The 23,616-nt window shown below is 57.0% G+C and carries 27 protein-coding genes; 19 read left to right on the forward strand and 8 right to left on the reverse strand.

The genetic code is table 11. The features are described 5' to 3' along the window. Positions 1-44: 44 nt before the first annotated feature. Together K3757_RS12885 and K3757_RS12890 are read left to right on the forward strand one after the other, a co-directional pair. Positions 45-716: a type 1 glutamine amidotransferase domain-containing protein gene (locus K3757_RS12885; protein ID WP_259996090.1), complete on the forward strand. Its 672-nt coding sequence runs from the start codon at positions 45-47 to the stop codon at positions 714-716. A gap of 84 nt (positions 717-800) precedes the next feature. Then, positions 801-1,721, forward strand: a complete 921-nt coding sequence (locus K3757_RS12890; protein ID WP_259996093.1) for a DMT family transporter — start codon at positions 801-803, stop codon at positions 1,719-1,721. Here K3757_RS12890 and K3757_RS12895 read toward each other — a convergent pair. Next, entirely contained in the window at positions 1,657-2,349 is a 693-nt protein-coding gene (locus tag K3757_RS12895; protein ID WP_259996095.1) for a thiamine diphosphokinase, read from the reverse strand. The two genes, K3757_RS12890 and K3757_RS12895, sit on opposite strands and share 65 nt — an antisense overlap. A gap of 138 nt (positions 2,350-2,487) precedes the next feature. On the opposite strand from K3757_RS12895, the gene K3757_RS12900 reads away from it, so the two are divergent. The 3 genes from K3757_RS12900 (at position 2,488) to K3757_RS12910 (ending at position 6,011) form a co-directional block, all read left to right on the forward strand. After that, positions 2,488-4,719, forward strand: a complete 2,232-nt coding sequence (locus K3757_RS12900; protein WP_259996097.1) for a hypothetical protein — start codon at positions 2,488-2,490, stop codon at positions 4,717-4,719. 196 nt (positions 4,720-4,915) lie between these two features. Next, positions 4,916-5,254, forward strand: a complete 339-nt coding sequence (locus K3757_RS12905; RefSeq protein ID WP_259996101.1) for a hypothetical protein — start codon at positions 4,916-4,918, stop codon at positions 5,252-5,254. 52 nt (positions 5,255-5,306) lie between these two features. Beyond that, a complete protein-coding gene (locus tag K3757_RS12910) occupies positions 5,307-6,011 on the forward strand; it encodes a L,D-transpeptidase (protein ID WP_259996102.1) in 705 nt (234 codons plus the stop codon). A gap of 79 nt (positions 6,012-6,090) precedes the next feature. Here K3757_RS12910 and K3757_RS12915 read toward each other — a convergent pair whose 3' ends face one another. Next, the gene (locus K3757_RS12915) at positions 6,091-6,324 is read right to left on the reverse strand and encodes a DUF2842 domain-containing protein (protein ID WP_259996105.1); all 234 of its coding nucleotides are present in this window, start codon (positions 6,322-6,324) and stop codon (positions 6,091-6,093) included. Between the two features lie 71 nt (positions 6,325-6,395). Next, positions 6,396-7,688, reverse strand: a complete 1,293-nt coding sequence (locus tag K3757_RS12920) for an adenylosuccinate synthase (RefSeq protein WP_259996107.1) — start codon at positions 7,686-7,688, stop codon at positions 6,396-6,398. A 164-nt stretch (positions 7,689-7,852) separates the two neighbouring features. Here K3757_RS12920 and K3757_RS12925 point away from each other — a divergent pair, with 164 nt between their 5' ends. Then, positions 7,853-8,248, forward strand: a complete 396-nt coding sequence (locus K3757_RS12925) for a DUF6524 family protein (RefSeq protein WP_259996109.1) — start codon at positions 7,853-7,855, stop codon at positions 8,246-8,248. Between the two features lie 32 nt (positions 8,249-8,280). Here the strand turns inward: K3757_RS12925 and K3757_RS12930 are convergent, their stop codons facing one another. From K3757_RS12930 to nthA, 3 genes are read right to left on the reverse strand one after another with little or no spacing between them, the layout of a single operon-like run. Then, positions 8,281-8,610, reverse strand: coding sequence for a nitrile hydratase accessory protein (locus K3757_RS12930; protein WP_259996112.1), 330 nt, complete (start codon positions 8,608-8,610; stop codon positions 8,281-8,283). Then, on the reverse strand, positions 8,607-9,281 hold the full coding sequence (gene nthB / locus K3757_RS12935) for a nitrile hydratase subunit beta (RefSeq protein WP_259996115.1): 675 nt from the start codon (positions 9,279-9,281) through the stop codon (positions 8,607-8,609). Before nthB ends, K3757_RS12930 begins: the two co-directional genes overlap by 4 nt. Beyond that, complete coding sequence (gene nthA, locus K3757_RS12940) at positions 9,278-9,898, reverse strand: nitrile hydratase subunit alpha (RefSeq protein WP_259996117.1); 621 nt, start codon at positions 9,896-9,898, stop codon at positions 9,278-9,280. Before nthA ends, nthB begins: the two co-directional genes overlap by 4 nt. 135 nt (positions 9,899-10,033) lie before the next feature. Between nthA and secG the strand changes: the two genes are divergently transcribed. Beyond that, positions 10,034-10,393: a preprotein translocase subunit SecG gene (gene secG, locus K3757_RS12945; protein ID WP_259996119.1), complete on the forward strand. Its 360-nt coding sequence runs from the start codon at positions 10,034-10,036 to the stop codon at positions 10,391-10,393. Positions 10,394-10,588: 195 nt separating this feature from the next. Beyond that, on the forward strand, positions 10,589-12,235 hold the full coding sequence (locus tag K3757_RS12950; RefSeq protein ID WP_259996120.1) for a CTP synthase: 1,647 nt from the start codon (positions 10,589-10,591) through the stop codon (positions 12,233-12,235). A gap of 29 nt (positions 12,236-12,264) precedes the next feature. Here K3757_RS12950 and K3757_RS12955 read toward each other — a convergent pair whose 3' ends face one another. Together K3757_RS12955 and K3757_RS12960 are read right to left on the reverse strand one after the other, a co-directional pair. Next, a complete protein-coding gene (locus tag K3757_RS12955) occupies positions 12,265-13,749 on the reverse strand; it encodes an inorganic phosphate transporter (RefSeq protein WP_259996121.1) in 1,485 nt (494 codons plus the stop codon). A 70-nt stretch (positions 13,750-13,819) separates the two neighbouring features. Beyond that, the gene (locus K3757_RS12960; RefSeq protein WP_259996122.1) at positions 13,820-14,293 is read right to left on the reverse strand and encodes an NUDIX hydrolase; all 474 of its coding nucleotides are present in this window, start codon (positions 14,291-14,293) and stop codon (positions 13,820-13,822) included. A gap of 185 nt (positions 14,294-14,478) precedes the next feature. Here K3757_RS12960 and K3757_RS12965 point away from each other — a divergent pair, with 185 nt between their 5' ends. From K3757_RS12965 to K3757_RS13015, 11 genes are all read left to right on the forward strand, one after another. Continuing rightward, positions 14,479-15,258, forward strand: coding sequence for a 23S rRNA (adenine(2030)-N(6))-methyltransferase RlmJ (locus tag K3757_RS12965; RefSeq protein ID WP_260001263.1), 780 nt, complete (start codon positions 14,479-14,481; stop codon positions 15,256-15,258). A 30-nt stretch (positions 15,259-15,288) separates the two neighbouring features. Next, on the forward strand, positions 15,289-15,585 hold the full coding sequence (locus K3757_RS12970) for a DUF1330 domain-containing protein (RefSeq protein ID WP_259996123.1): 297 nt from the start codon (positions 15,289-15,291) through the stop codon (positions 15,583-15,585). A gap of 80 nt (positions 15,586-15,665) precedes the next feature. Continuing rightward, a complete protein-coding gene (locus tag K3757_RS12975; protein ID WP_259996125.1) occupies positions 15,666-16,106 on the forward strand; it encodes a TerB family tellurite resistance protein in 441 nt (146 codons plus the stop codon). Positions 16,107-16,132: 26 nt separating this feature from the next. Next, positions 16,133-16,567 carry a TerB family tellurite resistance protein gene (locus tag K3757_RS12980; RefSeq protein WP_259996126.1) on the forward strand — a complete coding sequence of 145 codons (435 nt, stop codon included), beginning with the start codon at positions 16,133-16,135 and terminating at the stop codon, positions 16,565-16,567. 110 nt (positions 16,568-16,677) lie between these two features. Next, on the forward strand, positions 16,678-17,454 hold the full coding sequence (locus K3757_RS12985; protein ID WP_259996128.1) for an ABC transporter ATP-binding protein: 777 nt from the start codon (positions 16,678-16,680) through the stop codon (positions 17,452-17,454). Between the two features lie 31 nt (positions 17,455-17,485). Then, positions 17,486-18,223 carry a transporter substrate-binding domain-containing protein gene (locus tag K3757_RS12990; protein WP_259996129.1) on the forward strand — a complete coding sequence of 246 codons (738 nt, stop codon included), beginning with the start codon at positions 17,486-17,488 and terminating at the stop codon, positions 18,221-18,223. Positions 18,224-18,331: 108 nt separating this feature from the next. Further along, on the forward strand, positions 18,332-19,213 hold the full coding sequence (locus K3757_RS12995) for an ABC transporter permease (protein ID WP_260001265.1): 882 nt from the start codon (positions 18,332-18,334) through the stop codon (positions 19,211-19,213). Positions 19,214-19,298: 85 nt separating this feature from the next. Continuing rightward, positions 19,299-20,105, forward strand: coding sequence for an ABC transporter permease (locus K3757_RS13000; RefSeq protein ID WP_259996131.1), 807 nt, complete (start codon positions 19,299-19,301; stop codon positions 20,103-20,105). 98 nt (positions 20,106-20,203) lie between these two features. Next, positions 20,204-21,538 (forward strand): glutamine synthetase family protein, encoded by a 1,335-nt coding sequence (locus K3757_RS13005; protein WP_259996132.1) that lies wholly within the window; start codon positions 20,204-20,206, stop codon positions 21,536-21,538. 4 nt (positions 21,539-21,542) lie between these two features. Further along, a complete protein-coding gene (locus tag K3757_RS13010) occupies positions 21,543-22,226 on the forward strand; it encodes a type 1 glutamine amidotransferase (protein ID WP_259996133.1) in 684 nt (227 codons plus the stop codon). After that, positions 22,226-23,584, forward strand: a complete 1,359-nt coding sequence (locus tag K3757_RS13015) for a glutamine synthetase family protein (protein WP_259996134.1) — start codon at positions 22,226-22,228, stop codon at positions 23,582-23,584. The genes K3757_RS13010 and K3757_RS13015 overlap by 1 nt, the downstream gene beginning before the upstream one ends. Positions 23,585-23,616 lie beyond the last annotated feature (32 nt).

Raw genomic sequence — 23,616 nt, forward strand, 5'->3', positions numbered from 1 at the left:
CTTGCACGCATTTGGCGTGCTGAAACTGTTTTAAGGATACCGACATGAAAATTCTGATGATCCTCACGTCACACGACAAACTTGGCGACACCGGTGAAAAGACCGGCTTCTGGCTCGAAGAGTTTGCGGCCCCCTATTACGTCCTCAAGGATGCGGGCGCAGAGATCACGTTGGCCTCGCCCAAAGGTGGCCAGCCGCCACTTGACCCCAAAAGCGATACGGAAGACGCGCAGACCGCAGCCACCGACCGATTTAAATCCGACGATGCAGCGCAAGCGGCCCTTGCTTCGACAGAAAAGCTGTCCGGCATCACCGCAGACGGGTATGACGCAGTGTTCTATCCCGGTGGCCATGGGCCGTTGTGGGATCTGGCCGAAGATGCAGACAGCATCCGCCTGATCGAAAGCTTCGCCGACAAGGACCTGCCAATCGGTGCCGTCTGCCACGCGCCTGCGATCTTCAAGCACACAAAAATTGGTGACAAGCCGCTCGTCGCCGGCAAACAGGTGACCGGCTTTACCAACAGTGAAGAAGAAGGCGTTGGCCTGACCGATGTGGTGCCTTTCCTTGTCGAGGACATGCTCAAGGCCAATGGTGGCGTCTACGTGAGCGGCGACGACTGGGCCAGCTTTGTCACATCCGACGGCAAACTGGTAACCGGGCAGAACCCCGCCTCTTCAGAAGAAGCGGCGAAAAAGCTTCTTGAATTCATCTAAACATAACCGCCGGGGTACTGACGTGCCCCGGCGTTTCCCCACTCGGCTCTTGTCATGGCGAAAGTCCCGCCGTAGCCCTATGGCATGAACACCGACAAGCCGACTTTGGGAATATTGCTGATGCTGGGATTTTGTATCCTTGCACCTTTGGGCGACTCTCTGGCCAAAGTGCTTGGTCCGGTAATCCCCTTGGGGCAACTTGTTCTTGTCCGCTTTGCCGCACAGGTAGTATTGCTGATCCCTTTGGTATTCTTGTCTGGAATGAAGTGGCGCATGCATCGCCGCGCTGTCAGGCTATCTGTGCTGCGGACCGTTCTGCATATCTTTGGCATCGGTGGCATGTTCACTGCCCTTCAATTCCTACCTCTTGCAGATGCTATAGCGATTGTTTTCGTGATGCCGTTCATCATGCTTTTGTTGGGCCGCTTTGTGCTGAACGAAGAGGTCGGCCCGCATAGGCTTGTTGCTTGCGGCGTCGGGTTTATCGGGACGCTGTTTGTCATTCAGCCGAATTTTCTGGCTGTAGGCTGGATCGCCCTGCTGCCGCTTGGCGTGGCTGTTATCTTTGCGTTCTTCATGCTCACCACCCGCCAGATTGCCAGAGAGGTGGACCCGATCGCGCTTCAGGCGCTAAGTGGCGTGATTGCTGTGGTGATCCTTTTGCCGATAATGGCATTTGGCATATCGATTGACTTCGCCCCGCTGCAAATCGTGCTGCCGGAAGGGACCGAATGGGGGCTGCTTGCTGCCGTCGGTGTTTTAGGCACGCTGGCGCATTTGTTGATGACATGGTCCTTGCGCTTTGCGCCCAGCGCAACCTTGGCACCGATGCAATACCTTGAAATCCCCGTTGCTGCTGCCGTGGGCTTCTGGATTTTCAAGGAATGGCCCGACGCACTCGCGGGTTTCGGTATCATGCTGACAGTAGCAGCGGGGGTTTTCATTGTCCTTCGCGAGCAGGCCAGCGCACGCCGCCTTGCACGAAATGTGCCACCAGTGGCCTGAGATACCGACGCGGCATAATCAGCAGCATACCAGGCGCGTCAAAGGACAGATCAATGCCCCCCATCGACCTGTTGGATGTGCCGATAAAGCGGGCCGGATCAAATACCAGATCGTCTATCGGCCATTCAAGTCCGCTGCTTTGCCCCGTGACCCGAAGCAGGGGAAACAATGAAACGGTCTCACCGATCTCCATCTCCAAGGATAACTTGGGCGGCGCAAGAAGGATCACTTCCGCACCGCACAAAAGAACGCAGGGGCGGTCAGCATGGACCAAAAGTGTATGAAACGCAGCCAGTTGGTGATCCATGCGCCCGCCGCAAAACCCTGCCCCGACGACCACAGGGGCGTCAACGTGACGAAGAGCCTTGTCGAAATCGGTAGATTGTTGTTCACTTATGCGATGCTGACGCGCGTCGGGTACAAGGGCAAGTGCCTCTGGGGGGGCACTGTCCATATCTCCGATGACTGCATCCGGCAGGCTGCCTGCCAATTGCGCGGTAACCAATCCGCCATCCACAGCAACAAGTTTCGGCGCCAGGGTTAATGCCTCGGCAAGATCTTCTGCGCTAGCCTGCCCCCCACCTAGAAGTGTGATTGGATCGGAACTGTAAACAATGGCTTTTGACATAGGGCTTTCATGCCGGAATTGGAAACCGACCACAATAACGCCACACAATGATACCGTGGCTTGCACAGTTTGGAGCCGCTTTGGTCTTGGACATCATGGTAAACATATCGGAACAAATACGCAGAGGACGAGCATCCGATGATCAATAATAACAAGATTCTTACCGTATCCTATGGCACTTTCTCGTGCACACTTGAAGGATTCGATGATTCCTTTGGTACCATGAAGGCGATTGCAGAGTATTTTCGCGATCTTGCTTCGGATGACAGGTATTTCGGGGCAGAGCCACCACAACCTGACGCACAAATGTTGGCACGGATCGCCCAGCGAGAGATTTCGCGAAATGTTGAGGCCCGACAGGATGATGGGCGCATTGTTTTGTCAGCCAGAGAGACCGAACAGGCCGCGTCTGTTGTTGCTTCCGATGTCGTAGAAGACGTGGCCGCAGCGGTTGCCGACGCAACAGTCGCAAAAGCCAAGACCGATGAACCCCAGCTACCCGCTGTTGAAGCGCCATACACCGCTGCTGAAGATATGCAGGATGACGCGGTCGAAGAGTCTGACGATGACTATGCCGAAGAGCCCGAAGTATCGATCGAAGATGAAACGTCCATCAAGGTCACGGCCTCGGATGAATTGCCCGACGATGCGCCAACCGAAACAACCGTCCAAGTAGACGAACCCGACATCGTGCCAAGCCTGCCAGACGCAGATGTCGAAGCTTTCTTTGCCGATCGCGAAGAAAAACCGGCTGAGATTGAAGACGCAGACGAAGCAGTAGACGAACCGACACAAGAACGCGCCCGCGCTGACAGCATCGCAGACAAACTCAAGCGGATCCGCGCTGTCGTATCCCAGCAAACCGATGCACAAGCCGCGCCTGACTATTCAGAAGACCAGCACGCCGATGCCGGTTCTATCGAAGCGACAGCCGTCGAAACGCCATCGGCCGAAGCGTTTGCAGAAGATGAAGACACCGCAGATGTCACCAATGATGTACTGACAAACACGCTCCGCGATCTCGAAGATGCATTGGACGCTGACGACGAGATGGACACCGCGCAAGAGCTTGATAAAGACGCGTACTCAGACGAAGCAGAGGACGAAGACGAAGACATCACCGCTATTCTGAACCGTCTGGACGATGAAGCAGATTCAGCTGATCTGGCCGCTGACGAAGCTGAGTTCGACACCGATTCCTTTGATGACACGGATGAAATGGGCGGCAACATCCTTGCCGCTATGGATACCGTAGAAGCCATCGATGATGCAGAAGACGATAATTTCTTCGATGTCGAAGAAACTGCTCCGAAGGCTGAGGAGCCCAAGCCGGCCGCCCCACGCACACGCGTGCTGAAAGTAAAGCGCGCTACGCTAGAGGCCGCTATCCGGGCAGGCAAACTGGAAGAATACGACGATGAGGAAGAGAATGAAGCGCAAGATCAGGCCGCTGTTTCTCCGCTGCGCAAAGCGCCTCTTGCCGACAGTTCATCGCTAAGTGATGAGGCCGAAGAGGATCTGGCGCGCGAGCTGGCAGAGCTTGAAGCGGATATGGCTGCAGAGCAGGATCAGGACCTCGGCTTTGAATATGAAGCGGTCGAATTCGACACTGTTGAAGAAGCTCTTGAAGAACTGGCCGAAGAAGAGTCGCCAGAAGACGAAGACGCCTCCGCGGCGCGCGCCGAAATTCGCACAAACGCCGATGCTGACCTCTCCCGCCTGATGGAAGAGACCAAACTGCAGATGGAAGAACCCGAAAGTGCCACGCGCCGCGATGCATTTTCCCATCTTCGCGCTGCTGTTGCCGCGAAAAAAGCGGATGAGGCTGTTGGCGGGTCATTGGATGATGAAGAAACTGATGAAGCCTACCGCGACGATCTGGCCAGCGTTGTCCGCCCGCGCCGTCCCGTTAGCGGAGAACGTGGCCGGACAGAACGTCCGTCAGAGCAGCGCCCAGCACCGCTGAAACTGGTTGCCGAACAACGCATTGACGTCTCGGAGCCAAGCAAGGTTGTGCCGGTCAGACCGCGCCGTGTTGCAGCAGTTGCACCGCAACCCGCGCCCGTCGCAAAAGACATAGACGCTGCAAGCTTTACAGATTTTGCAAGTGAGATGGGTGCCGAATCGCTGCCTGACCTTCTCGAAGCGGCAGCTGCATATTTGTCGTTTGTTGAAGGCCACGAACAATTCTCTCGCCCGCAGCTGATGACTAAAGTGCGTCAGGTCGAACAAGAAAACTTCACCCGTGAAGATAGCCTGCGTTCGTTCGGCAAGCTGCTGCGCGAAGGCAAGATCGAAAAGCTCAAAGGCGGTCGGTTTCAGGCGTCCGAACAGATCGGGTTCAAGCCGGATGCGCGCGCAGTAGGCTGATCCTATCCAGACCAGACAAATCATATAGGCGGGCCAATCAGCCCGCCTTTATCCTTTTTGAGGCACACTAGTCAGTCCAAGGTTAAGGCATTCCACGGCAGTTTTCCCCGCTGACTATTCAAATCAGCGTGAGCGCAATTGACCCGCGTTTCATTTTCGCTCATTTCCGCTGCGTATGCGTGTCTTTAGAACCCTCATGATTGTCGTGCTTCTTTTCAGCATTCTGCCCTGGGGGGCCTACACTGCGGCGTGGTCTGCCTCGACGCGTGTGGAAATGGGCGAAACAATTGCGGTAACCACTCTGGCAGAAGTATCCGGCCAAAAAGTGACAAGCGATCAGACCGCACAATCAGCAGTGAAACGGTGCCGCATCGCCACATTGCCCGGTACGCGGTGCAGCACGGACCACGCCGTACTTCCCACGCAACCGGAGCCGAATTTTGAAGCCTCCCGTGGCTTGATGATCGCGCAAAAGGCCGCGGCGTGGCGCGATCTATCACCAGCTCCGCCAAGGTCACCTCCCCGCTCTTTCTAATCGGCAAACCGGCGCAAAGCGCCATCCCCGAACTGAAAGAATGGAGTGTCTCATGTTGAGCAGACGTAACTTTATCGCCATGGGCGGTATGGCAGGCCTTGTGGCTTGTGGTCAAAAACTACCCGACGAACCCACCCGCGCCGCACTTGCCCAGCCAGCGCCTAATTTCCCGCCTTTGCCTGATTTCTATCAGGCCATCACAGATGAAAAATTCCCGATACCAGCCATCGAAGAGGGCAGCCTATCGCCCGAGTATTGGCGACAGAAGGTCACCAACCCCTGGCCTGACCGGACGCATGGCAGCATTGTCATCGATCCTGATGCCGCCCTTCTTTATTTTGTCGAAACACCCGACAGCGCGACTCGCTACGGTGTGAGCGTCGGTGCAGCGGGCTTTGACTGGAATGGCACAGCCCGGCTTCAGTTCTGGCGCAGCTGGCCGCGCTGGAACGTACCGGACACTATGGTGGCACGTCGCCCCGAGCTTGCGCCCTACTCTGTTGCGAATGGCGGCATGGATGCAGGACCGGAAAATCCATTAGGCGCGCGCGCGCTGTATCTGTTTCAGAACGGCAAGGATACTCTTTACCGTGTCCATGGTGATGCTTCTTCGCGCGAGTTGGGTAAGCCAGTGTCTTCGGGGTGTATCAGGATGTTGAATCAGGATGTCATCCACCTGAACGACCGGGCTGTTCACGGCGCAGATGTGACGGTTCTTCCCTCGATCAAACCATCCAAACTCACACAGCTATATTAATGCAATCCAAACATTGCCTCGCAACAGAAAAGGCGGAGCTGACAGCCCGCCTTTTCAAAACACTAAGAATGTCTTTGTCTCAGGCTAATGGGTCTTGCGGCCCGTCGGGATCAGCCTGCCCAACGCCCTTGAACACTGCCTTAAGAGGAAAGGCCCAGATGACGCCTGACCCGACATAGATAAGCAGCTCCACCCAGAACGGGGGACGGTCAAACAGCGAAATCACCCAGATCATTGCAACGATATAAACAGGTAATCCGATCAGCAGCACAAACAGCGACCAGCGGCGGCGGGCTTTATAGCTCAGAGCCATGAGATTTCCTCGGGTTTAGGGCAGAACAAACCATCAATTGGTCCGCCCTGCCCCAATTTCAATTGCGACACTCAGTCCGCAAAGGGATCGGTCACCAAAATCGTGTCCTCACGCTCTGGCGACGTAGACAGCAACGCAACCGGACATTCGATCAGCTCTTCTACACGGCGGACATATTTGATCGCTTCTGCAGGCAGATCTGCCCAGCTACGCGCACCCTCGGTGGATTGGGACCAGCCCGGCATTTCTTCGTAGATTGGCGTGCAACGCGCCTGCTGGTCAGCGGCGGTGGGAAGATAATCCAGCCGCTTGCCGTCCAGTTCATAGGCGACGCAGATTTTGAGGGTCTCAAAACCGTCAAGCACATCTAGTTTGGTGAAAGAGATGCCGTTCACGCCGGATGTCGCGCATGTCTGGCGCACAAGCACAGCGTCAAACCAGCCGCAGCGGCGTTTGCGGCCTGTAACTGTACCGAACTCATGGCCGCGCTCACCCAGACGCTGACCATCCGCATCATTCAGTTCGGCCGGAAACGGGCCTTCGCCAACGCGGGTGGTGTAGGCTTTAACAATGCCCAGCACGAAATCGATCGATCCGGGCCCGATTCCCGTGCCTGTTGCCGCCTGTCCCGCGATCACGTTGGATGATGTCACGAAAGGGTACGTGCCGAAATCGATGTCCAACAACGCGCCTTGGGCGCCTTCGAACAGGATGCGTTTACCGGCGCGGCGTTTTTCATTGAGGATTTTCCAGACCGGCGCTGCGTATTCCAGAACGGTGGGCGCGATGGCGCGCAGATCGGCCAGCAGGCGCTCGCGGTCAACAGGTTCCAGACCAAGGCCGCGGCGCAGGGCATCATGGTGCACCAGAGCGCGGTCCACCCGCAGTTCCAACGTGGCGTCATCCGCCAGATCGGCCACGCGCACCGAACGACGGCCGACTTTATCCTCATAGGCAGGGCCAATGCCGCGGCCCGTGGTGCCAATCTTGGCCACCGAAGTCTGTTCTTCGCGGGCGCGATCCAGCTCACCGTGGATAGGCAGGATCAGCGGCGTGTTTTCAGCAATCATCAGCGTTTCGGGCGTGATGGTCACGCCTTGGCCGCGCAGCTGGGCAATCTCTTTTTCCAAGTGCCACGGGTCCAGCACCACACCATTGCCGATGACCGACAGCTTGCCGCCGCGCACGATGCCTGATGGCAGCAGGCTCAGCTTATATACCTCACCGTCGATGACCAGCGTGTGGCCTGCGTTATGACCGCCCTGAAAGCGCGCGATTACATCGGCGCGTTCGGACAACCAGTCCACGATCTTGCCTTTACCTTCGTCACCCCACTGGGCGCCTACGACAACAACATTGGCCATGATATTCCTCTCAAAGCAGCGGCAGACCTGTCATTTGTGCGGTCAAACCCGCGCCCGTATAGCGGGGCACGCGCGTGCATGAAACCGCAAACTGAAGCTCGGGCATAGACTTTTGCGCCCGCGCCTTCGATATTGCGGTGAAACGATACAAAGGACCACCCGAAATGGGCTTTATAGTGCGCTGGGTTTGCGCCTTTCTTCTGCTTGCGCTGACATTCAACCCGACCGAGTACAACTATGTTCAGTGGGCACGCAGTTATGGCGGAATGAACATCTCTATTGCGGTTTTGGCAGGGTTGGTGCTGCTGATTGGCTACATTATTTATTTGCGCGCCACCCTTCGCAGCATAGGCGGATTCGGCATGGTTCTTGTTCTTGCCGTGGTTGGCGCAGGTCTTTGGGTGCTTTACGATCTGGGGGTGCTTCGCTTGAATGACCCCAGCATGAATGTCTGGCTCGGGCTCGGGGCGCTCAGCTTTGTGCTCGCGATTGGTCTCAGCTGGAGCATCGTGCGCCGGGGCCTCTCAGGTCAAGCCGACGTGGATGACGTGGATGTCTGAATGCGGGACGGTGGGCGGGGCGGCTTGAGCCATCAGGGCTCAACAGCGCCGTCAATCGTCACAGGCGCACCGTGGGGCGTTGTCAAATAGGCCCGCTCCCACGCTGCGCGTACGTCTTCAACAGCATCAGGATCGGCAAGCGCGATATCTTCAAGAAACGCCTCCAGCGTTACCAACCACGCCGTGAAATAGTCATCCCCGCCATTCAGATCGCGCGACAATCCATGTTCGGCCAGCGTCGCACCAAACCGCGTGGCCCAGTCAGGCCAGTCGAACGTTCCTGTCTCGTTCAGATGTACCGTGAGCGCAAATAGCTGCGCGTGCCAAGGTGCCTCGAACACAGGCTCGGGCGCGCTGCTCATGCGGGCGCCAGATAGCTTTGCCACAGGTCCAGCACCACTTCATCGCGCGGATGCTCAGGGTGCTGCCACAACTCGGCTGCGGGAAAAACCACGGCGTACAGTGGCTCGGGCGCCTCTCCCAATCCGTGCGCATTGCTGTCTGGCAAAACATGCGTGCCGTGATACATCAGGACGCGCCCCCGTGCGCCCGCAGCATACGAAGGTAGTCGCGTATGCCCCCCGTTCACCAAGATATTCTCAGCGATCCGGCGCGTGATTACCGAGTCCCCGACCGCGAAATTCGGCGGAACAGCGCTGTCGCGGTCGGCAGGCCCGCCGCGCGCCAACACGCCAGCCACCTGATCCGCTGTCAGCTTTTTTACGGCCAGATCACTAATTTCCCCGTCAGTTTTTCCAGCAAGATCGTCAGGTGTCAGCACACCGGTATCCACCAACAAAGCGGCCAGACCACCCATCCATTTCTCGTAATAACTGAAGGCAATATAATCCTTTGGAGCAAGGCATTCCCGCGCGTGACGTGACACATCAATATTCCATTTGCCAAGCGATCCCGCAGCCAGCGTCAATGCCAGCGCGCGCGGATGCCAGTCAGCGTGGAAAATAACGCCTTCCGCTTCGGGAATCACGGCGCCATCACCGAACCGCCCGCCCATATCATGAACGCGGCTCATGACGGGGGGCCCGCCACTGCAGTTCCGATCATGCTGTCACGCGACACAAGGTCCATCAACGCCTCTTCGCTCCAGCCGTCAGTGCCATCCGGTCTCATCGGTACAACAAGATAGCGCACCTCTGCCGTCGAATCCCACACACGCACTGCGGTGTCTTCTGGCAGGCTCAGGCCGAAATCAGCCAAAACGCGGCGCGGCTCACGCACCACACGGGCGCGGTAGGCGTCTGATTTATACCAGCCCGGCGGGATACCAAGCAATGGCCAAGGGTAGCAGCTACACAGGGTGCAAACGACAAGGTTATGTGTGTCCGGTGTGTTTTCGACCACCACCATATGCTCCCCCTGACGGCCAAAGTACCCCAGATCAGACAGCGCAGCCGTCGCATCATCGCGCAGGGATTGGGCAAAATCAGGCTCGCGCCAAGCCTTTGCAACCACATGTGCACCGTTACGCGGGCCAATTTTGTTTTCATAGGTATCTATGATCTCATCAAGCGCGGCAGGGTCCACCAACCCCTTCCGTGTTAGGATCGTCTCCAGCGCCTTTACGCGCAAGGCGGGTTCAGGCGGCAAGAGGGCGTGCGGGTGATCGTGATCAGGGATATCATGGGGCATAAACGGCAGATTGCCCCGCAACAATCGGCTTGTCTATGGCCTTGCGTGCACTTCCCCGTGCATCCTCCCTTGCCCCCATAGCCAAACTTGCCTAGATACCCCCAAACCGACCCAGAAAAGAGCAGTCTGCATCCCATGGAAAATGTCGTCCTGATCATCCACCTTATCCTTGCGCTTGGCCTGATCGGCGTAGTGCTGCTGCAACGCTCTGAGGGCGGCGGCCTTGGCATTGGTGGGGGCGGGAGCAACTCCGGTCGTCCAGCGGCCACCCCGATGAGCAAGCTGACATGGCTTCTTGGTGCCGCTTTCGTGGTCACATCGATCTCGTTGACCATCCTTTCGGCACAAAAGTCGGCAGGTGTTTCCGTATTGGACCGTCTGACGGCATCGCCACCGGCGCTGAACCAGAACGATACCCCGACCGCACCGGATCTGGATAACCTGCTGCCACCGACCGAAGGTGACAATGCGCCGCTGGTTCCAACCGTCGACTAATCGGCTAAACTCAATACCTTGAGGCACTGCGACATTGCGCAACATCATGTTGCGGCCATCGCCTTGCCTTGCCCATCCGAATCCTGTTAGACTGAACTCCCGTGATGGTGCGCTTTTTGCACCGCTTTTGGGTGCCTTTCCGACAGGCCCATCAGACGCAAATCAGACGCAAGACGCGCACGGGAGAGACTTCACATGGCACGCTATATTTTCATCACCGGCGGTGTTGTATCCTCGCTTGGCAAGGGGCTAGCCTCTGCCGCTCTTGGTGCTTTGTTGCAGGCACGCGGATTCTCGGTCCGGCTGCGCAAACTAGACCCTTACCTTAACGTCGACCCCGGCACGATGAGCCCCTTCGAACATGGTGAGGTTTTTGTGACGGATGACGGCGCAGAGACAGATCTGGATTTGGGGCACTACGAGCGCTTCACCGGCGTGTCGGCGCGCAAAACCGATTCCATCTCATCCGGTCGCGTCTATTCGACTGTGCTGGAGAAAGAGCGCCGCGGTGATTATCTGGGCAAAACCATTCAAGTCATTCCGCATGTCACCAACGAGATCAAAGATTTTCTGCATGTAGGGGACGACGAGGTCGATTTCATGCTGTGTGAAATCGGCGGCACCGTTGGCGACATCGAAGGCCTGCCTTTCTTTGAAGCCATCCGCCAATTCGCTCACGACAAGCCGCGCGGCCAGTGTATCTTTATGCACCTGACACTGCTGCCTTACCTTGCCGCTTCGGGCGAGTTGAAAACAAAACCCACACAACACTCGGTCAAAGAGCTGCAAAGCATCGGCATCGCGCCGGATATCCTTGTCTGCCGGTCCGAACATCCAATTCCCGAAAAAGAACGTGAGAAGATCGCGCTGTTCTGCAATGTGCGCAAAGATGCCGTTGTTGCGGCTTATGATCTGAAATCAATCTATGAGGCGCCACTGGCTTATCACGCCCAAGGGCTTGATCAGGCGGTGCTCGATGCCTTCGACATCTCCCCTGCCCCACGCCCCGATCTGTCTGTCTGGCATGATGTTTATGATCGCATCCACAATCCTGAAGGCGAAGTGAAAGTCGCGATTGTCGGGAAATACACGCAGCTGGAAGACGCCTATAAATCCATCGCCGAGGCATTGACCCATGGCGGCATGGCGAACCGTGTGCGCGTCAAGATCGAGTGGGTGGATGCAGAGCTGTTTGAAAAATCAGACGATGCTGCGTCGCATCTTGCCGGTTTCCACGCGATCCTTGTGCCCGGCGGCTTTGGCGAACGCGGGACCGAAGGCAAAATCAAAGCAGCCCAATATGCGCGTGAAAACAAAGTGCCTTATTTGGGCATTTGTCTGGGCATGCAAATGGCCGTGATCGAGGCCGCGCGCAACGTGGCCGGTCTGTCCACTGCCGGTTCAGAAGAATTTGATCACGAAGCCGGTAAAAAGCGTTTTGAACCAGTGGTCTACCACCTCAAAGAATGGGTACAGGGTAACCACAAGGTGGAGCGCAAAGTCGGCGACGACAAAGGCGGCACCATGCGTCTGGGCGCCTATGACGCCACGCTTAAAGACGGCTCCCGCGTTGCGGAAGTCTATGGCACCACGTCAATTGATGAGCGCCACCGCCACCGCTACGAGGTCGATATAGCATACCGCGACCAGCTGGAAAAAGCCGGTCTTACCTTTTCGGGCATGTCACCGGATGGCAAGTTGCCCGAGATTGTTGAATGGTCGGATCACCCGTGGTTCATCGGCGTGCAGTTCCACCCCGAGCTGAAGTCGAAACCATTCAAGCCGCATCCGCTGTTCAAAGGCTTTATCAAAGCGGCCAAGGAAATGTCGCGGCTGGTTTAACCCAGCCGCGATATCGCGTCAGCGGTGGGTTATCCCACCGCAAGGTTGATCAGAACAAAGATCAAAGCCGACAGCGCCGCAGCAGCAGGCACTGTAATCACCCAAGCCGCCAAAATCGTCATGAAGTGGGAGCGCCGCACCAGCTTGCGGCGGCGCCGCTCTTCCGGTGCGAAGATAGCTCTGTCAGGCATCGACAGACGCTGATTTCGAATCCGGCGCTCTGCGTCCCATTCACGAAAAAATCCAACACCGAATACACCGCCAACGGCGATGTGGGTCGAACTGACAGGCAGGCCAAGCCAGCTGGCGACAATCACCGTCAGAGCGGCTGAAAGCGCTACGCAGTATGCGCGCATCGGGTTCAACTTGGTGATTTGCCCCCCAACCATGCGGATCAATTTGGGCCCGAACAGGAACAAGCCGAACGAGATACCAAACGCACCGATCACCATGACCCAGAACGGAATGCTGACTGCCTCGGTAAAGCTGGAGGACTGCGATGCCTGCACAATTGCAGCAAGTGGTGCCACGGCATTTGCCACATCGTTGGCCCCGTGCGCAAAGCTTAGCAAAGCGGCAGAGACGACCAACGGGATACCGAACAGCATCTTGAGCGACTTATTACGGTTCTCCAGACCTTCGGATTGTTTGCGGATCACAGGGATCATCGCAACCCAGACAAGGACACCTGAAGCGGCGCCAATGATCAAAGCCGTCGACATGTCGATCTTGATCAGCTGTTTCAGCCCCTTGAGCGACAGATAAGCCGCGAAGGCACCTGCCATGATCCCCACCAGAATCGGCACCCACGTACGAGCCGCAGCAATCTTGTCTTCGCGGTAAATGATGCGCGACTTGATCAGCCACAAGAACATTGCCGCGATCAAACCACCCAGCATCGGCGAGATCACCCAGCTGGCAGCAATGCCTGCCATTGTTGGCCAATTTACCGCCGAAAATCCTGCCGCAGCAATGCCCGCGCCCATCACGCCGCCAACCACCGAATGGGTAGTAGAGACCGGCGCCCCCACCCATGTGGCAAGGTTTACCCAAAGAGCCGCGGACAGCAGGGCAGCCATCATCGCCCAGATAAACACAGACGCGGTGCCCATGCTTTGCGGTTCGATGATCCCTTTCGCGATGGTCGAAACCACGTCCCCGCCCGCGATCAGCGCGCCAGCACTCTCGAATACGACGGCAATCGCGATGGCCCCGCCCATGGAAAGCGCATTCGCACCCACCGCCGGACCCATGTTATTGGCCACATCATTGGCCCCGATATTCAAAGCCATGTATGCGCCTAGACAGGCCGCAATCACTACGATCATCAGATTGCTGGTTTGACCGAAGAACAGCATCGCACTGAGCCCTGCGATCAGGATGAAAACCAGCGCGATGCCGGGTCCCACCATTGGCCGCGAGACATAGCTCGTTGCCAGTTCAATATTGGAATAGCGTGCTAGATCACGATCCAGCGTTTCAAGATGGCGTGGATCGCCTTGTTGTTGTGACATGTTTGATGGCCCCCGATTGATCAGCGGTCATACTGTCCAATCGGACCAAAAATCAACAAAACAATCAGGATCAGGCGGATTTAACTATCCGGTTGCGGAAAATTGACTGGAGTTCCGGCTCATCCACCATCTTTGATGCCGCCTCTGCGCTGACCCATTTCCGCGTCCGTTCATGCGCTTCGGGGAATTCTTTGGCCAAATCCTGTACTGCAACAGAATACACCAAGGTCTCCACAGGAATTTCCAGACCAGATGGCTGTCGTTTTGCATAGCTATAGTGACCGATCGGGGTGCTGGATGCGCGGCTGTGACGTACGCCTGCCTCTTCCCATGCCTCCTGCAAAGCAGTCTCATTCGATTTGAGGCCCCGAATTGGCCAGCCTTTCGGGATAATCCAACGACCGGTATCGCGGCTGGTTACCAGCAGATATTCGGTTTCGGCCCCTTCACCACGATGACAAAGGGCTGCGACCTGAAGTTTCTTTGGACGCTGCAATAACGGGCCTGGAAACACGTTCCAAACCCTACGAAGGGAGACATTCATGCGGTAGACCACTCAATCTTTTTTTCTTATTTGGGTAACTTTACCATATGACTAAAGAAAGTTCAAATTCCCTTAACCTGGTGACAGCGGCAAACGGCGCTGATGCGCGGTGGATGGGGTGCAGAGCAAAGGTTGAGGCTGGTTTTTGACATTGCATGCGCGCGCCCTTCGGATACACCCCTGACATGCTCAGTTATCAACACATATATCACGCCGGAAACCTTGCAGATGTGCACAAGCACAGCCTGTTGTCCTGGATGCTTGCCTATCTCACGCGCAAGGATAAACCGCTGACGTATCTGGAAACGCACGCTGGTCGGGCGCTTTATGATCTGGGTGCGGAAGAGGCGCTCAAGACCGGAGAGGCTGCGGCGGGCATCGCCCAAGTGCGCGGCTGGTTCGGCGCGGATCACCCCTATGCCCAAGTGCTTGACCGGGTCGTGGCCGAAGATGGGCCAAACGCCTATCCCGGCTCTCCTTTGATTGCCGCCCATCTGCTTAGGCCCACTGATCAAATCCATCTGGCAGAATTACATCCGCGCGAACATGCCGCCCTTGAGCTGGCCATGTCCCCCACCGGCGCCAAAATTCATTTGCGTGACGGGTTTGAAACGGCCTTTGCTCTTTGCCCGCCCACGCCGCGCCGTGGCATGCTGCTGATTGATCCCAGCTACGAAATAAAGACTGACTACACAGATATCTTCCGCCACATCGCCAAACTACACCGCGCATGGAATGTCGGCATCATTGCGCTGTGGTATCCGATTCTGACCAACCGCGTGCATGAACCCATGCTGGAAGCCCTAAGCGCCCAGCACACAGAAGCGCTGCGCCACGAGGTCCGCTTTGCACCTGCGCGGCCCGGGCACGGTATGGTAGGTTCCGGAATGTTTGTGCTAAACCCGCCTTACGGACTGGCAGAAGAGGCAAAAAGCTTGTCTGCCCGCTATGCCAAGCTGCGGTGAAACGATAAATCTGAACGGGAGAAACGGATAATGTCGAAAAAGGGATACTGGATCGGGAACATGGATGTTCGTGACGCGGCAATCTATGAAAAGTACCGCGCAGCCAATGCAAAGCCCTTTGCTGACTATGGCGCAAAATTTCTGGTGCGCGGCGGCACCCAACAAGTGCGCGAAGGCAACGCAAACTCGCGCACTGTCGTGATCGAATTTCCCAGCTATGCCGATGCAGTCGCCTGCTATGAAAGCCCCGGATACCAGAACGCCAAAGACATTCGTATGGCCGTGGCGGACGGCAGCCTGATCATCATCGAGGGTTATGACGGCTGAAAACAAAATGCGGCACGGAGATTTCCAGAAGCCGCAATATTAGGTTTGGCAAACAGCGTTATCTCGGATAACGAAAGCCTATGTTAGAACGTCTTTTTCCGCGCCGCGCGCCCTCGCCCCGTCCCTTGCCACAACCAAATGCCCAGCTGGCGCTTGGAGCACTTCTGGTGCGGGTCGCGTTGGCCAACCGCCAGTACCTCGCTTCCGAGGTGGCGCAAATTGACCGCATCCTTGCGGCGACCTTCAAGCTGAAGCCGCTGGAAGCTGCAAAACTAAGGGCCGAATGCGAAGCGCTGGAGCGTCACGCCCGCGGCACGCCGGAGTTCGCCAAAATCCTGCGCGATGAAGTGGCATACGCAGACCGGAAGGCATTGGGAGACGCGATGTGGCTGGTTGCCATGGCAGACGGTCGCCGTGACGAGGATGAAGAGCTGCAACTGTTGGCGATTGAGACTGCTCTTGGCCTTACCGACAAAGATATTGAGAGCGCGCGAAAAAACGCGCTTGGCGATTTGTATTAGCAGCAGTCCGACCTAAATAACCCCATATGTTTGCAGATTTTCTCAGAAGGCTGACAGATCCAGCCCCCGCCCAATTGCCTGACACCGATGCGCGTCTGGCACTGACAGCTTTGCTGGTGCGCGTTGCCCGCTCTGATAATGACTATAGCGGCGCGGAAAGATCGCGCATTCAAGGAATTATCAGTGACCGCTATGGCTTGGATGACGGCGCCCGCGATGCGCTGCTGGAGGATGCCGAAACCCTTGAGGCCGAGGCCCCCGATACTGTTCGCTTCACACGCTCTATCAAAGAAGCCGTTGCATATGATGATCGTCTTGCCGTGGTCGAGGCGCTTTGGAAGGTCGTGCTGGCCGATGGGGAGCGCGCCAAGGAAGAAGATGCGCTGCTCCGGCTGGTCGTAAACCTTTTGGGCATCACCGATATGGACAGCGCACAGGCCCGCAAACGCGTGGCCGGCTGAAAAATCAGGCTAACCTAACGATACGTCAACCCGACATTCACCATTCCGCGTTGCATGTTTTGCGATTCTGACATCATATTCGCGATGCAACAAGGATAGATGGCCGACACGTGACCACAGAATTACCCGTTATCGAGATTCGAGACCTGCACAAAGCCTATGGCTCGTTGGAGGTCCTCAAAGGCGTGAGCATTGCTGCCCCCAAGGGGCATGTGATCTCCCTGATCGGGTCTTCCGGCTCGGGCAAATCGACACTGCTGCGTTGCTGTAATTTGCTCGAAGACAGCCAGCAAGGTGACGTGCTGTTCAAAGGAGAGCCGGTCAGCTGGCGCGGTACAGGCCACAGCCGCCGCCCCGCCGACCCCAAACAGGTTCTGCGCATCCGGACGAACCTCAGCATGGTGTTCCAGCAGTTTAACCTTTGGGCGCATATGACCATCCTGCAAAACGTCATGGAAGCCCCGCTTACAGTGCTTGGGCGCGACCGCGCAGAAGTTGAAACCGCCGCCCGCGCCTATCTGGACAAGGTCGGTATCGGCGACAAATGCGATGTCTACCCTGCTCAGCTGTCAGGTGGCCAACAACAGCGCGCCGCCATCGCGCGGGCCCTGTGTATGGAACCGGAAGCCTTGCTGTTTGACGAACCCACCTCGGCGCTTGACCCCGAGCTGGAGCAGGAAGTTGTCAAGGTGATCAAGGACCTTGCCGCCGAAGGCCGCACCATGATGATCGTGACACATGATATGAAACTGGCCGCTGATGTGTCCGACACAGTTGTGTTCCTGCATCAAGGCCTGATCGAAGAACAAGGGAGCCCCGAGACGCTGTTCGGCGCACCCAAATCAGAGCGACTGCGCGGGTTCCTTTCGGCAACCCACGCCGCATAAACCGTAAACGGTATCACTTGGGAGAAACCACATGAAAACGATTATCCTCGCGACGGGCGCGCTGGCACTGACAGCGGGCTTCGCCTTCGCAGACGGCCATGCAAAAACCATCCGCATGGGCACCGAAGGCGCCTACCCCCCCTATAACTTCATCAACGATGCCGGCGAAGTAGACGGCTATGAGCGCGAGATCGGCGACGAGCTTTGCAAGCGCGCCGAACTGACCTGCGAATGGGTCACAAACGAGTGGGACAGCATCATTCCCAACCTCACATCCGGCAACTATGACACCATCATCGCCGGCATGAGCATCACAGACGAACGTGAGCAGGTCATCGACTTCACTCAGAACTACATCCCGCCAGCATCTTCTGCCTATGCCGCACTGTCCGCTGATGCGGATCTGACCGGTGGTGTGATCGCAGCGCAGGCAAGCACCATTCAAGCAGGTTATGTCGCTGAAAGCGGCGCAACATTGCTGGAATTTGCAACGTATGACGAAACCGTAGCAGCTGTGCGCAACGGCGAAGCGGACGCAGTATTCGCAGACAAAGACGCGCTGGTGCCAGCGGTTGACGAATCCGGCGGCGAGCTGGTTTTTGCAGGCGATGACGTGCAGTTGGGCGGCGGCGTAGGCATGGGCCTGCGTGAAAGCGACACCGAGCTGAAAGCGAAATTCGACGCGGCCATCACCTCCATGAAGGAAGACGGCACATTGAACGCAGCGATCATCAAATGGTTTGGCGAAGACGCGACCGTTTACGAATAATCCAATCACAGATTGAAGGGGCGCGCCACATCGCGCCCCTTCTTCATTTTGTCAGTAAACTCGATTACTGACACACGACCAGACGTCCCTACCTAAAAGAGCATGCCGATTTTTAGTTTCTGCACCGATCCGTCCCAGATTGAGGGCCTGAAATGGCTTAGCTGCTACCTGACGACAGGTAAGCATTTGAATCTCTATTGGTCCTTGCTGACTGTGCTGACCCTCTTGGCCATCACTGCCCCTGCAGCGCTTGCATTCGGTTTTGCCGGTGCGTCTGCTGCGCGGTCCCGGATCGCGCCTCTGCGCTGGATCGGCAAGACCTATATTGCGATCGTGCGCGGTGTGCCTGACATCGCCTTTTTCCTTTTCTTCGTGATCGCGCTTGATCAGGGGGTCGAATATCTGCGCCATAAGGTGCTTTGCTCTGACTGGGACCAGCCGATCCGGCAGGGAAATGATTTCATTGTCTGTCAGGCTGCCAAGATGCCTCTGGGCACCTCGCCGCAATGGGTTCACGAAGCATACGGCTTTTCCCTTGCGGTGCTGACCTTCGCAATCGTGTTTGGCGCTTTCGCTGCGAATGTATTGTTTGGTGCCATGCGCGCAGTGCCCCACGCCCAGCTTGAGACTGCCGAGGCATACGGCATGACACCCAGCCAGATTTTCCGTCGCGTTTTGGTGCCGCAAATGTGGGTCTACGCATTGCCTGGCCTTGGCAACCTATGGATGGTGCTCATTAAGGCGACGCCGCTGCTGTTTTTGCTCGGCGTCGAAGACATCGTTTATTGGGCCCGCGAGCTTGGCGGCTCCAAGACCACACGATTTACCGACTACCCTCACCCGGATTGGCGCATGTGGTACTTCCTAGGGCTGCTGGTGTTCTATCTGATCTTTACGCGTATCTCCGAGATCGTCATTGCCCGCCTGATGCAACGTCTGACACATGGTCAGGCAACTACGGGCGGCGAAGCACAAAGGAAACTGGCGTGATTGGTAAGTCCTTTATCAAAGCGGCCGAACAGGCGTGCTCAGCGTGCCCTGCCGCAACTGCTTTGCTCCTGCCGGAGCGACAGAAATGAGCTGTATTCAAACCATTCAGGATTACGGCCTGCGCGCCATCGGCATTGGCGAACGTCTGCTCCCGCGCGAAGACTTCACCCTATGTGAGCAGTTCACCCTGATCGGCTCTGGCATGATCTGGAACGTTTACTTCGGGCTAACGGCGCTTGTTTTAGGATTCTTTTTTGCCACTGCCCTTGCCCTTGGCAAAGCGAGCGATAAACGCATCCTGCGCAAACCGTCCGAATGGTTCATCTTCTTCTTTCGCGGGTCACCGCTGTTTATCCAGTTCTTCTTTGCCTACTTCGTGTTTCTCAGCCTCAAATCGGTCTTTCCGGTGTTTGACGCCTTTACCTCAGCATGGCTTGGCGCGGCGATCGTGCTGTTCCTCAACACATCGGCCTATTCCGCCGAGATTTTCTACGGTGCGCTGCAATCCATCCCCAAGGGGGATGTTGAGGCCGCTGACGCCTACGGACTAAGCGGCTGGACGCGTTTCAAACGGGTAATCTGGCCCACCATGCTGCGCCTTGCCTGGCCTGCCTACACGAACGAGGCCATCTTTCTGTTTCACGCGACAACTTTGGTCTATATCTCCAGCTTTCCAGCTTGGCAGCAACGCGGCGACGCGCTTTATTACGCCAGCTATTTCGCGGATAAGACCTTTAATCCGTTCATCCCCTACCCCATCCTTGCCGGCTATTTTATCATTCTAACGCTGGTGGTTATCTCTGTTTACGGGTTAGTGAACCGGCGGCTGAACCGTCACCTGCCAGCCGAACGCAGGCAAAAAATACGCTTGCGCCCCAATCTGATACGGTAGTAAGCATAATTTGATCAAAAAACCCGCGGCGCTGGCCGCAGGCGTCGGATGCGCTCAACCGAGCGTGCTGTCATGGCCAGCGCACCAAATGGTGACCTATGCACAACTGGCTTCGAAAACATCCTAACGTCCGCACGATCCGTGTGGCTGCTGCCGATCTTAACGGCGTGCCGCGCGGCAAACGCATCCCCACACGCTTTGCCGACAAGATTACGCAGGACGGTACGCGCTTTCCGTTTTCTGTGCTGAACCTCGATATCTGGGGTGAGGATATTGATGACAGCCCGCTGGTTTTCGACAGTGGCGACCGCGACGGTGTTCTCCACCCGACCGAGCGGGGTTTCATGCCGATGCCCTGGCTTGAAGCGCCTTCTGCGTTGTTGCCAATCTGGATGTTCCACGAAGATGGCCGCCCATATGCCGGTGATCCGCGTCACGCACTTCGCGCGGTACTTGACCGGTTCAAGGCACGCGGCCTGACCCCCGTCTGCGCGGTCGAGCTTGAGTTCTTTCTGATCGACGATTCCGGCCGCAAGTTGCAGGTGCCGCTGAGCCCACGATCAGGCAAACGCCGCAAGGGCGCCGAGACGCTTAGCATTCGCGCGCTTGACCAGTTCGATGAATTCTTCACCGATCTCTATGACGCTTGCGAAGAAATGGATATCCCCGCCGATACCGCGATTTCAGAGGCGGGCCTTGGCCAGTTCGAAATCAACATGATGCATTGCGATGACGCCCTGCGCGCCGCTGATGATGCATGGTTGTTCAAGATGCTCGTGCGCGGACTGGCGCGGCGTCACGGCTTTGCCGCCAGCTTTATGGCAAAACCATATGCAGATTACCCAGGCTCTGGCCTCCATACGCATTTTTCTGTTCTCGATAGCGAGGGCAATAACGTCTTTGACAATGGCGGCCCCGAAGGCACAGATGTTATGCGCCACGCCGTTGCCGGCTGTCTTGAGGCTATGGCAGGTTCAGCGCTGATCTTTGCCCCCCATGCCAACAGCTTTGAACGGATGGTGCCGGGCAGCCACGCGCCGACCGGCGTGAGCTGGGCCTATGAAAACCGCACCTCCTCCATTCGCATCCCTTCGGGTTCAAGCGCGGCTCGGCGGATCGAGCACCGTGTCTCGGGTGGCGATGTGAACCCATATCTGATGCTGGCTGCGGTCCTTGGCTCTGCCATCAACGGCATAGAAGACGGGAAAGAGCCCCCCGCCCCTATCACCGGCAACGCCTACGCTGCCGATCTGCCGCAGATCCCCCACACATGGCAAAGCGCGATCGACACTTTCGAAAAAGACGCCGCGGTCGCCCGCATCTTTGCACCAGAGCTGATCCAGAACCTTGTCCTGACCAAGCGACAGGAGTTACACTATATGGAAGAGCTTGAGCCGGCCGAGCAGGTCGAAATTTATCTGGATACGGTGTAACCCCATGAAAATAGGTATCCTTCGTACAGGCCATTCACCTGAAGGCATGATCGAGACCATCGGTAATTACGATGTCATGTTCCAACGTCTGCTGGATGGCAACGATTTTGTTTTTGAGACTTTTTCCGTCGTGGACGGTGAGTTCCCAGCAGGCCCGCAGGACGCGGACGGCTGGCTTATCACCGGTTCAAAACACGGCGCCTATGAGGACCACGCGTGGATTGCGCCGCTTGAGGGTTTGATCCGCGACATCAACGCCACCGGAAAACCCATGATCGGCGTCTGCTTTGGCCACCAGATCATTGCGCAAGCGCTGGGTGGCAAAGTTGTCAAATTCGACGGCGGCTGGTCCGTTGGCCGCACTGAATACACGCTAGACGGCAAGCCCGTTGCGCTTAATGCGTGGCATCAGGATCAGGTGGTTGAGCTGCCGGAAGGCGCGCGAGTCGTGGGCTCCTCGGACTTTTGCGCCAACGCCATGCTTGCTTATGGTGACAGTATCTGGACGATCCAGCCACACCCCGAATTTGGCAGCGACTTTATTGACGGGCTAATCCGCACACGGGGCAAGGGCGTCGTGCCGGACAACCAGCTTGAGGCGGCCAACAGCGCCCTGTCCCTTCCCGTGAACAACACCGATATCGCCGCGCATATGGCGCAATTTTTCAAGAGCAAAGCGAGGGCCTGATGGCCGATTGGAAAGAACAGCTGCCCGAGGCGGCCCAAAACTACCTCAAAGACCGCAATCTGGATGAGGTGGAATGCATCATTCCAGACCTTCCCGGCATTGCCCGTGGCAAGGCCGTTCCAGCCTCGAAATTCGCGCGGCAAGACAGCTTTCATCTGCCGGACAGTATTTTCTACCAGACGATCACCGGCAACTGGGGTGAGGCCGCAGGCGACGAGGGCTTTATCGAACGGGATATGATCCTGCGCCCTGATATGACCACCGCCACCGCCGCCCCATGGACTGGCGACTGGACATTGCAAGTGATCCATGACGCCTATGACCGCGACGGCAATGTCGTGCCTTTCAGTCCGCGCAACGTGCTAAAGCGGGTGGTTGAGCTTTACAGGGCCGAAGGATGGGAGCCTGTAGTGGCCCCTGAAATGGAATTCTACCTTACTGCGCGCAACCTTGATCCTGCGCAGGAAATCAAACCGATGATGGGCCGCTCTGGCCGTCCCGCAGCGGCACGGCAGGCCTATTCGATGACTGCTGTGGATGAATTCGGTCCTGTCATCGACGACATCTATGATTTTGCCGAAGCGCAGGGGTTTGAGATCGACGGGATCACACAGGAAGGCGGCGCAGGCCAGCTTGAGATCAACCTGCTACATGGTGATCCGGTCAAACTGGCGGACGAGGTTTTTTACTTCAAACGTCTGATCCGCGAAGCGGCCATGCGCCATGACTGCTACGCGACTTTTATGGCCAAACCGATCGCAGATGAGCCGGGTTCGGCCATGCATGTGCATCACTCTGTTCTGGATGTGAAAACGGGCAAGAATATTTTCTCTGATGCGGATGGCAACGAAACAGAGCCGTTCATGCACTTTATTGCGGGGCTGCAAAATCACATGCCCGCAGCCTTGGCCGTCATCGCACCATATGTGAACAGCTACCGTCGCTATGTGAAAGATCACGCCGCGCCGATCAATCTGGAATGGGGACGCGACAACCGCACCACAGGCATCCGCGTCCCGATCTCCAGCCCGAACGCACGGCGCGTCGAAAACCGTCTGGCCGGGATGGATTGCAATCCGTACCTTGGCATCGCGGCATCGCTGGCTTGCGGGTATCTGGGTCTCAAGGAAGGCAAGCCACCACTGCCCGAATTCAAGGGCGATGCCTATGACGGGGATGGCGATATCCCCCGCACAATGGGCGAAGCGTTGGACATCTTCAGCGAGGCAACCGAGCTACACGAAGTGCTCGGGTCGGATTTCGCGCGCGTCTGGGGCATCGTGAAAGCAGCAGAGTATGACGAGTTCCTACAGGTCATCTCCCCTTGGGAGCGTGAGCATCTGTTGCTGAACGTCTGATCCCGCATCGCGGGACACAATAGAGGGCTGCA

The organism is Sulfitobacter sp. S223, from assembly GCF_025143825.1.
Lineage (GTDB): Bacteria > Pseudomonadota > Alphaproteobacteria > Rhodobacterales > Rhodobacteraceae > Sulfitobacter.

Bases quoted from the DNA above. Each gene is read 5' to 3' on its own strand.
- K3757_RS13015 (WP_259996134.1), top strand. From the start codon at position 22,226: ATGGCCGATTGGAAAGAACAGCTGCCCGAGGCGGCCCAAAACTACCTC.
- K3757_RS12990 (WP_259996129.1), top strand. From the start codon at position 17,486: ATGAAAACGATTATCCTCGCGACGGGCGCGCTGGCACTGACAGCGGGC.
- K3757_RS12910 (WP_259996102.1), top strand. From the start codon at position 5,307: ATGTTGAGCAGACGTAACTTTATCGCCATGGGCGGTATGGCAGGCCTT.
- K3757_RS12905 (WP_259996101.1), top strand. From the start codon at position 4,916: ATGATTGTCGTGCTTCTTTTCAGCATTCTGCCCTGGGGGGCCTACACT.
- K3757_RS12955 (WP_259996121.1), bottom strand. From the start codon at position 13,749: ATGTCACAACAACAAGGCGATCCACGCCATCTTGAAACGCTGGATCGT.
- secG (WP_259996119.1), top strand. From the start codon at position 10,034: ATGGAAAATGTCGTCCTGATCATCCACCTTATCCTTGCGCTTGGCCTG.
- K3757_RS12975 (WP_259996125.1), top strand. From the start codon at position 15,666: ATGTTAGAACGTCTTTTTCCGCGCCGCGCGCCCTCGCCCCGTCCCTTG.
- K3757_RS13005 (WP_259996132.1), top strand. From the start codon at position 20,204: ATGCACAACTGGCTTCGAAAACATCCTAACGTCCGCACGATCCGTGTG.
- K3757_RS12900 (WP_259996097.1), top strand. From the start codon at position 2,488: ATGATCAATAATAACAAGATTCTTACCGTATCCTATGGCACTTTCTCG.
- K3757_RS12895 (WP_259996095.1), bottom strand. From the start codon at position 2,349: ATGTCAAAAGCCATTGTTTACAGTTCCGATCCAATCACACTTCTAGGT.
- K3757_RS12915 (WP_259996105.1), bottom strand. From the start codon at position 6,324: ATGGCTCTGAGCTATAAAGCCCGCCGCCGCTGGTCGCTGTTTGTGCTG.
- K3757_RS12980 (WP_259996126.1), top strand. From the start codon at position 16,133: ATGTTTGCAGATTTTCTCAGAAGGCTGACAGATCCAGCCCCCGCCCAA.
- K3757_RS13000 (WP_259996131.1), top strand. From the start codon at position 19,299: ATGAGCTGTATTCAAACCATTCAGGATTACGGCCTGCGCGCCATCGGC.
- K3757_RS12965 (WP_260001263.1), top strand. From the start codon at position 14,479: ATGCTCAGTTATCAACACATATATCACGCCGGAAACCTTGCAGATGTG.
- K3757_RS12925 (WP_259996109.1), top strand. From the start codon at position 7,853: ATGGGCTTTATAGTGCGCTGGGTTTGCGCCTTTCTTCTGCTTGCGCTG.
- K3757_RS12930 (WP_259996112.1), bottom strand. From the start codon at position 8,610: ATGAGCAGCGCGCCCGAGCCTGTGTTCGAGGCACCTTGGCACGCGCAG.
- K3757_RS12920 (WP_259996107.1), bottom strand. From the start codon at position 7,688: ATGGCCAATGTTGTTGTCGTAGGCGCCCAGTGGGGTGACGAAGGTAAA.
- K3757_RS12950 (WP_259996120.1), top strand. From the start codon at position 10,589: ATGGCACGCTATATTTTCATCACCGGCGGTGTTGTATCCTCGCTTGGC.
- K3757_RS12890 (WP_259996093.1), top strand. From the start codon at position 801: ATGAACACCGACAAGCCGACTTTGGGAATATTGCTGATGCTGGGATTT.
- K3757_RS12970 (WP_259996123.1), top strand. From the start codon at position 15,289: ATGTCGAAAAAGGGATACTGGATCGGGAACATGGATGTTCGTGACGCG.
- K3757_RS12885 (WP_259996090.1), top strand. From the start codon at position 45: ATGAAAATTCTGATGATCCTCACGTCACACGACAAACTTGGCGACACC.
- K3757_RS12960 (WP_259996122.1), bottom strand. From the start codon at position 14,293: ATGAATGTCTCCCTTCGTAGGGTTTGGAACGTGTTTCCAGGCCCGTTA.
- nthA (WP_259996117.1), bottom strand. From the start codon at position 9,898: ATGCCCCATGATATCCCTGATCACGATCACCCGCACGCCCTCTTGCCG.
- nthB (WP_259996115.1), bottom strand. From the start codon at position 9,281: ATGAGCCGCGTTCATGATATGGGCGGGCGGTTCGGTGATGGCGCCGTG.
- K3757_RS13010 (WP_259996133.1), top strand. From the start codon at position 21,543: ATGAAAATAGGTATCCTTCGTACAGGCCATTCACCTGAAGGCATGATC.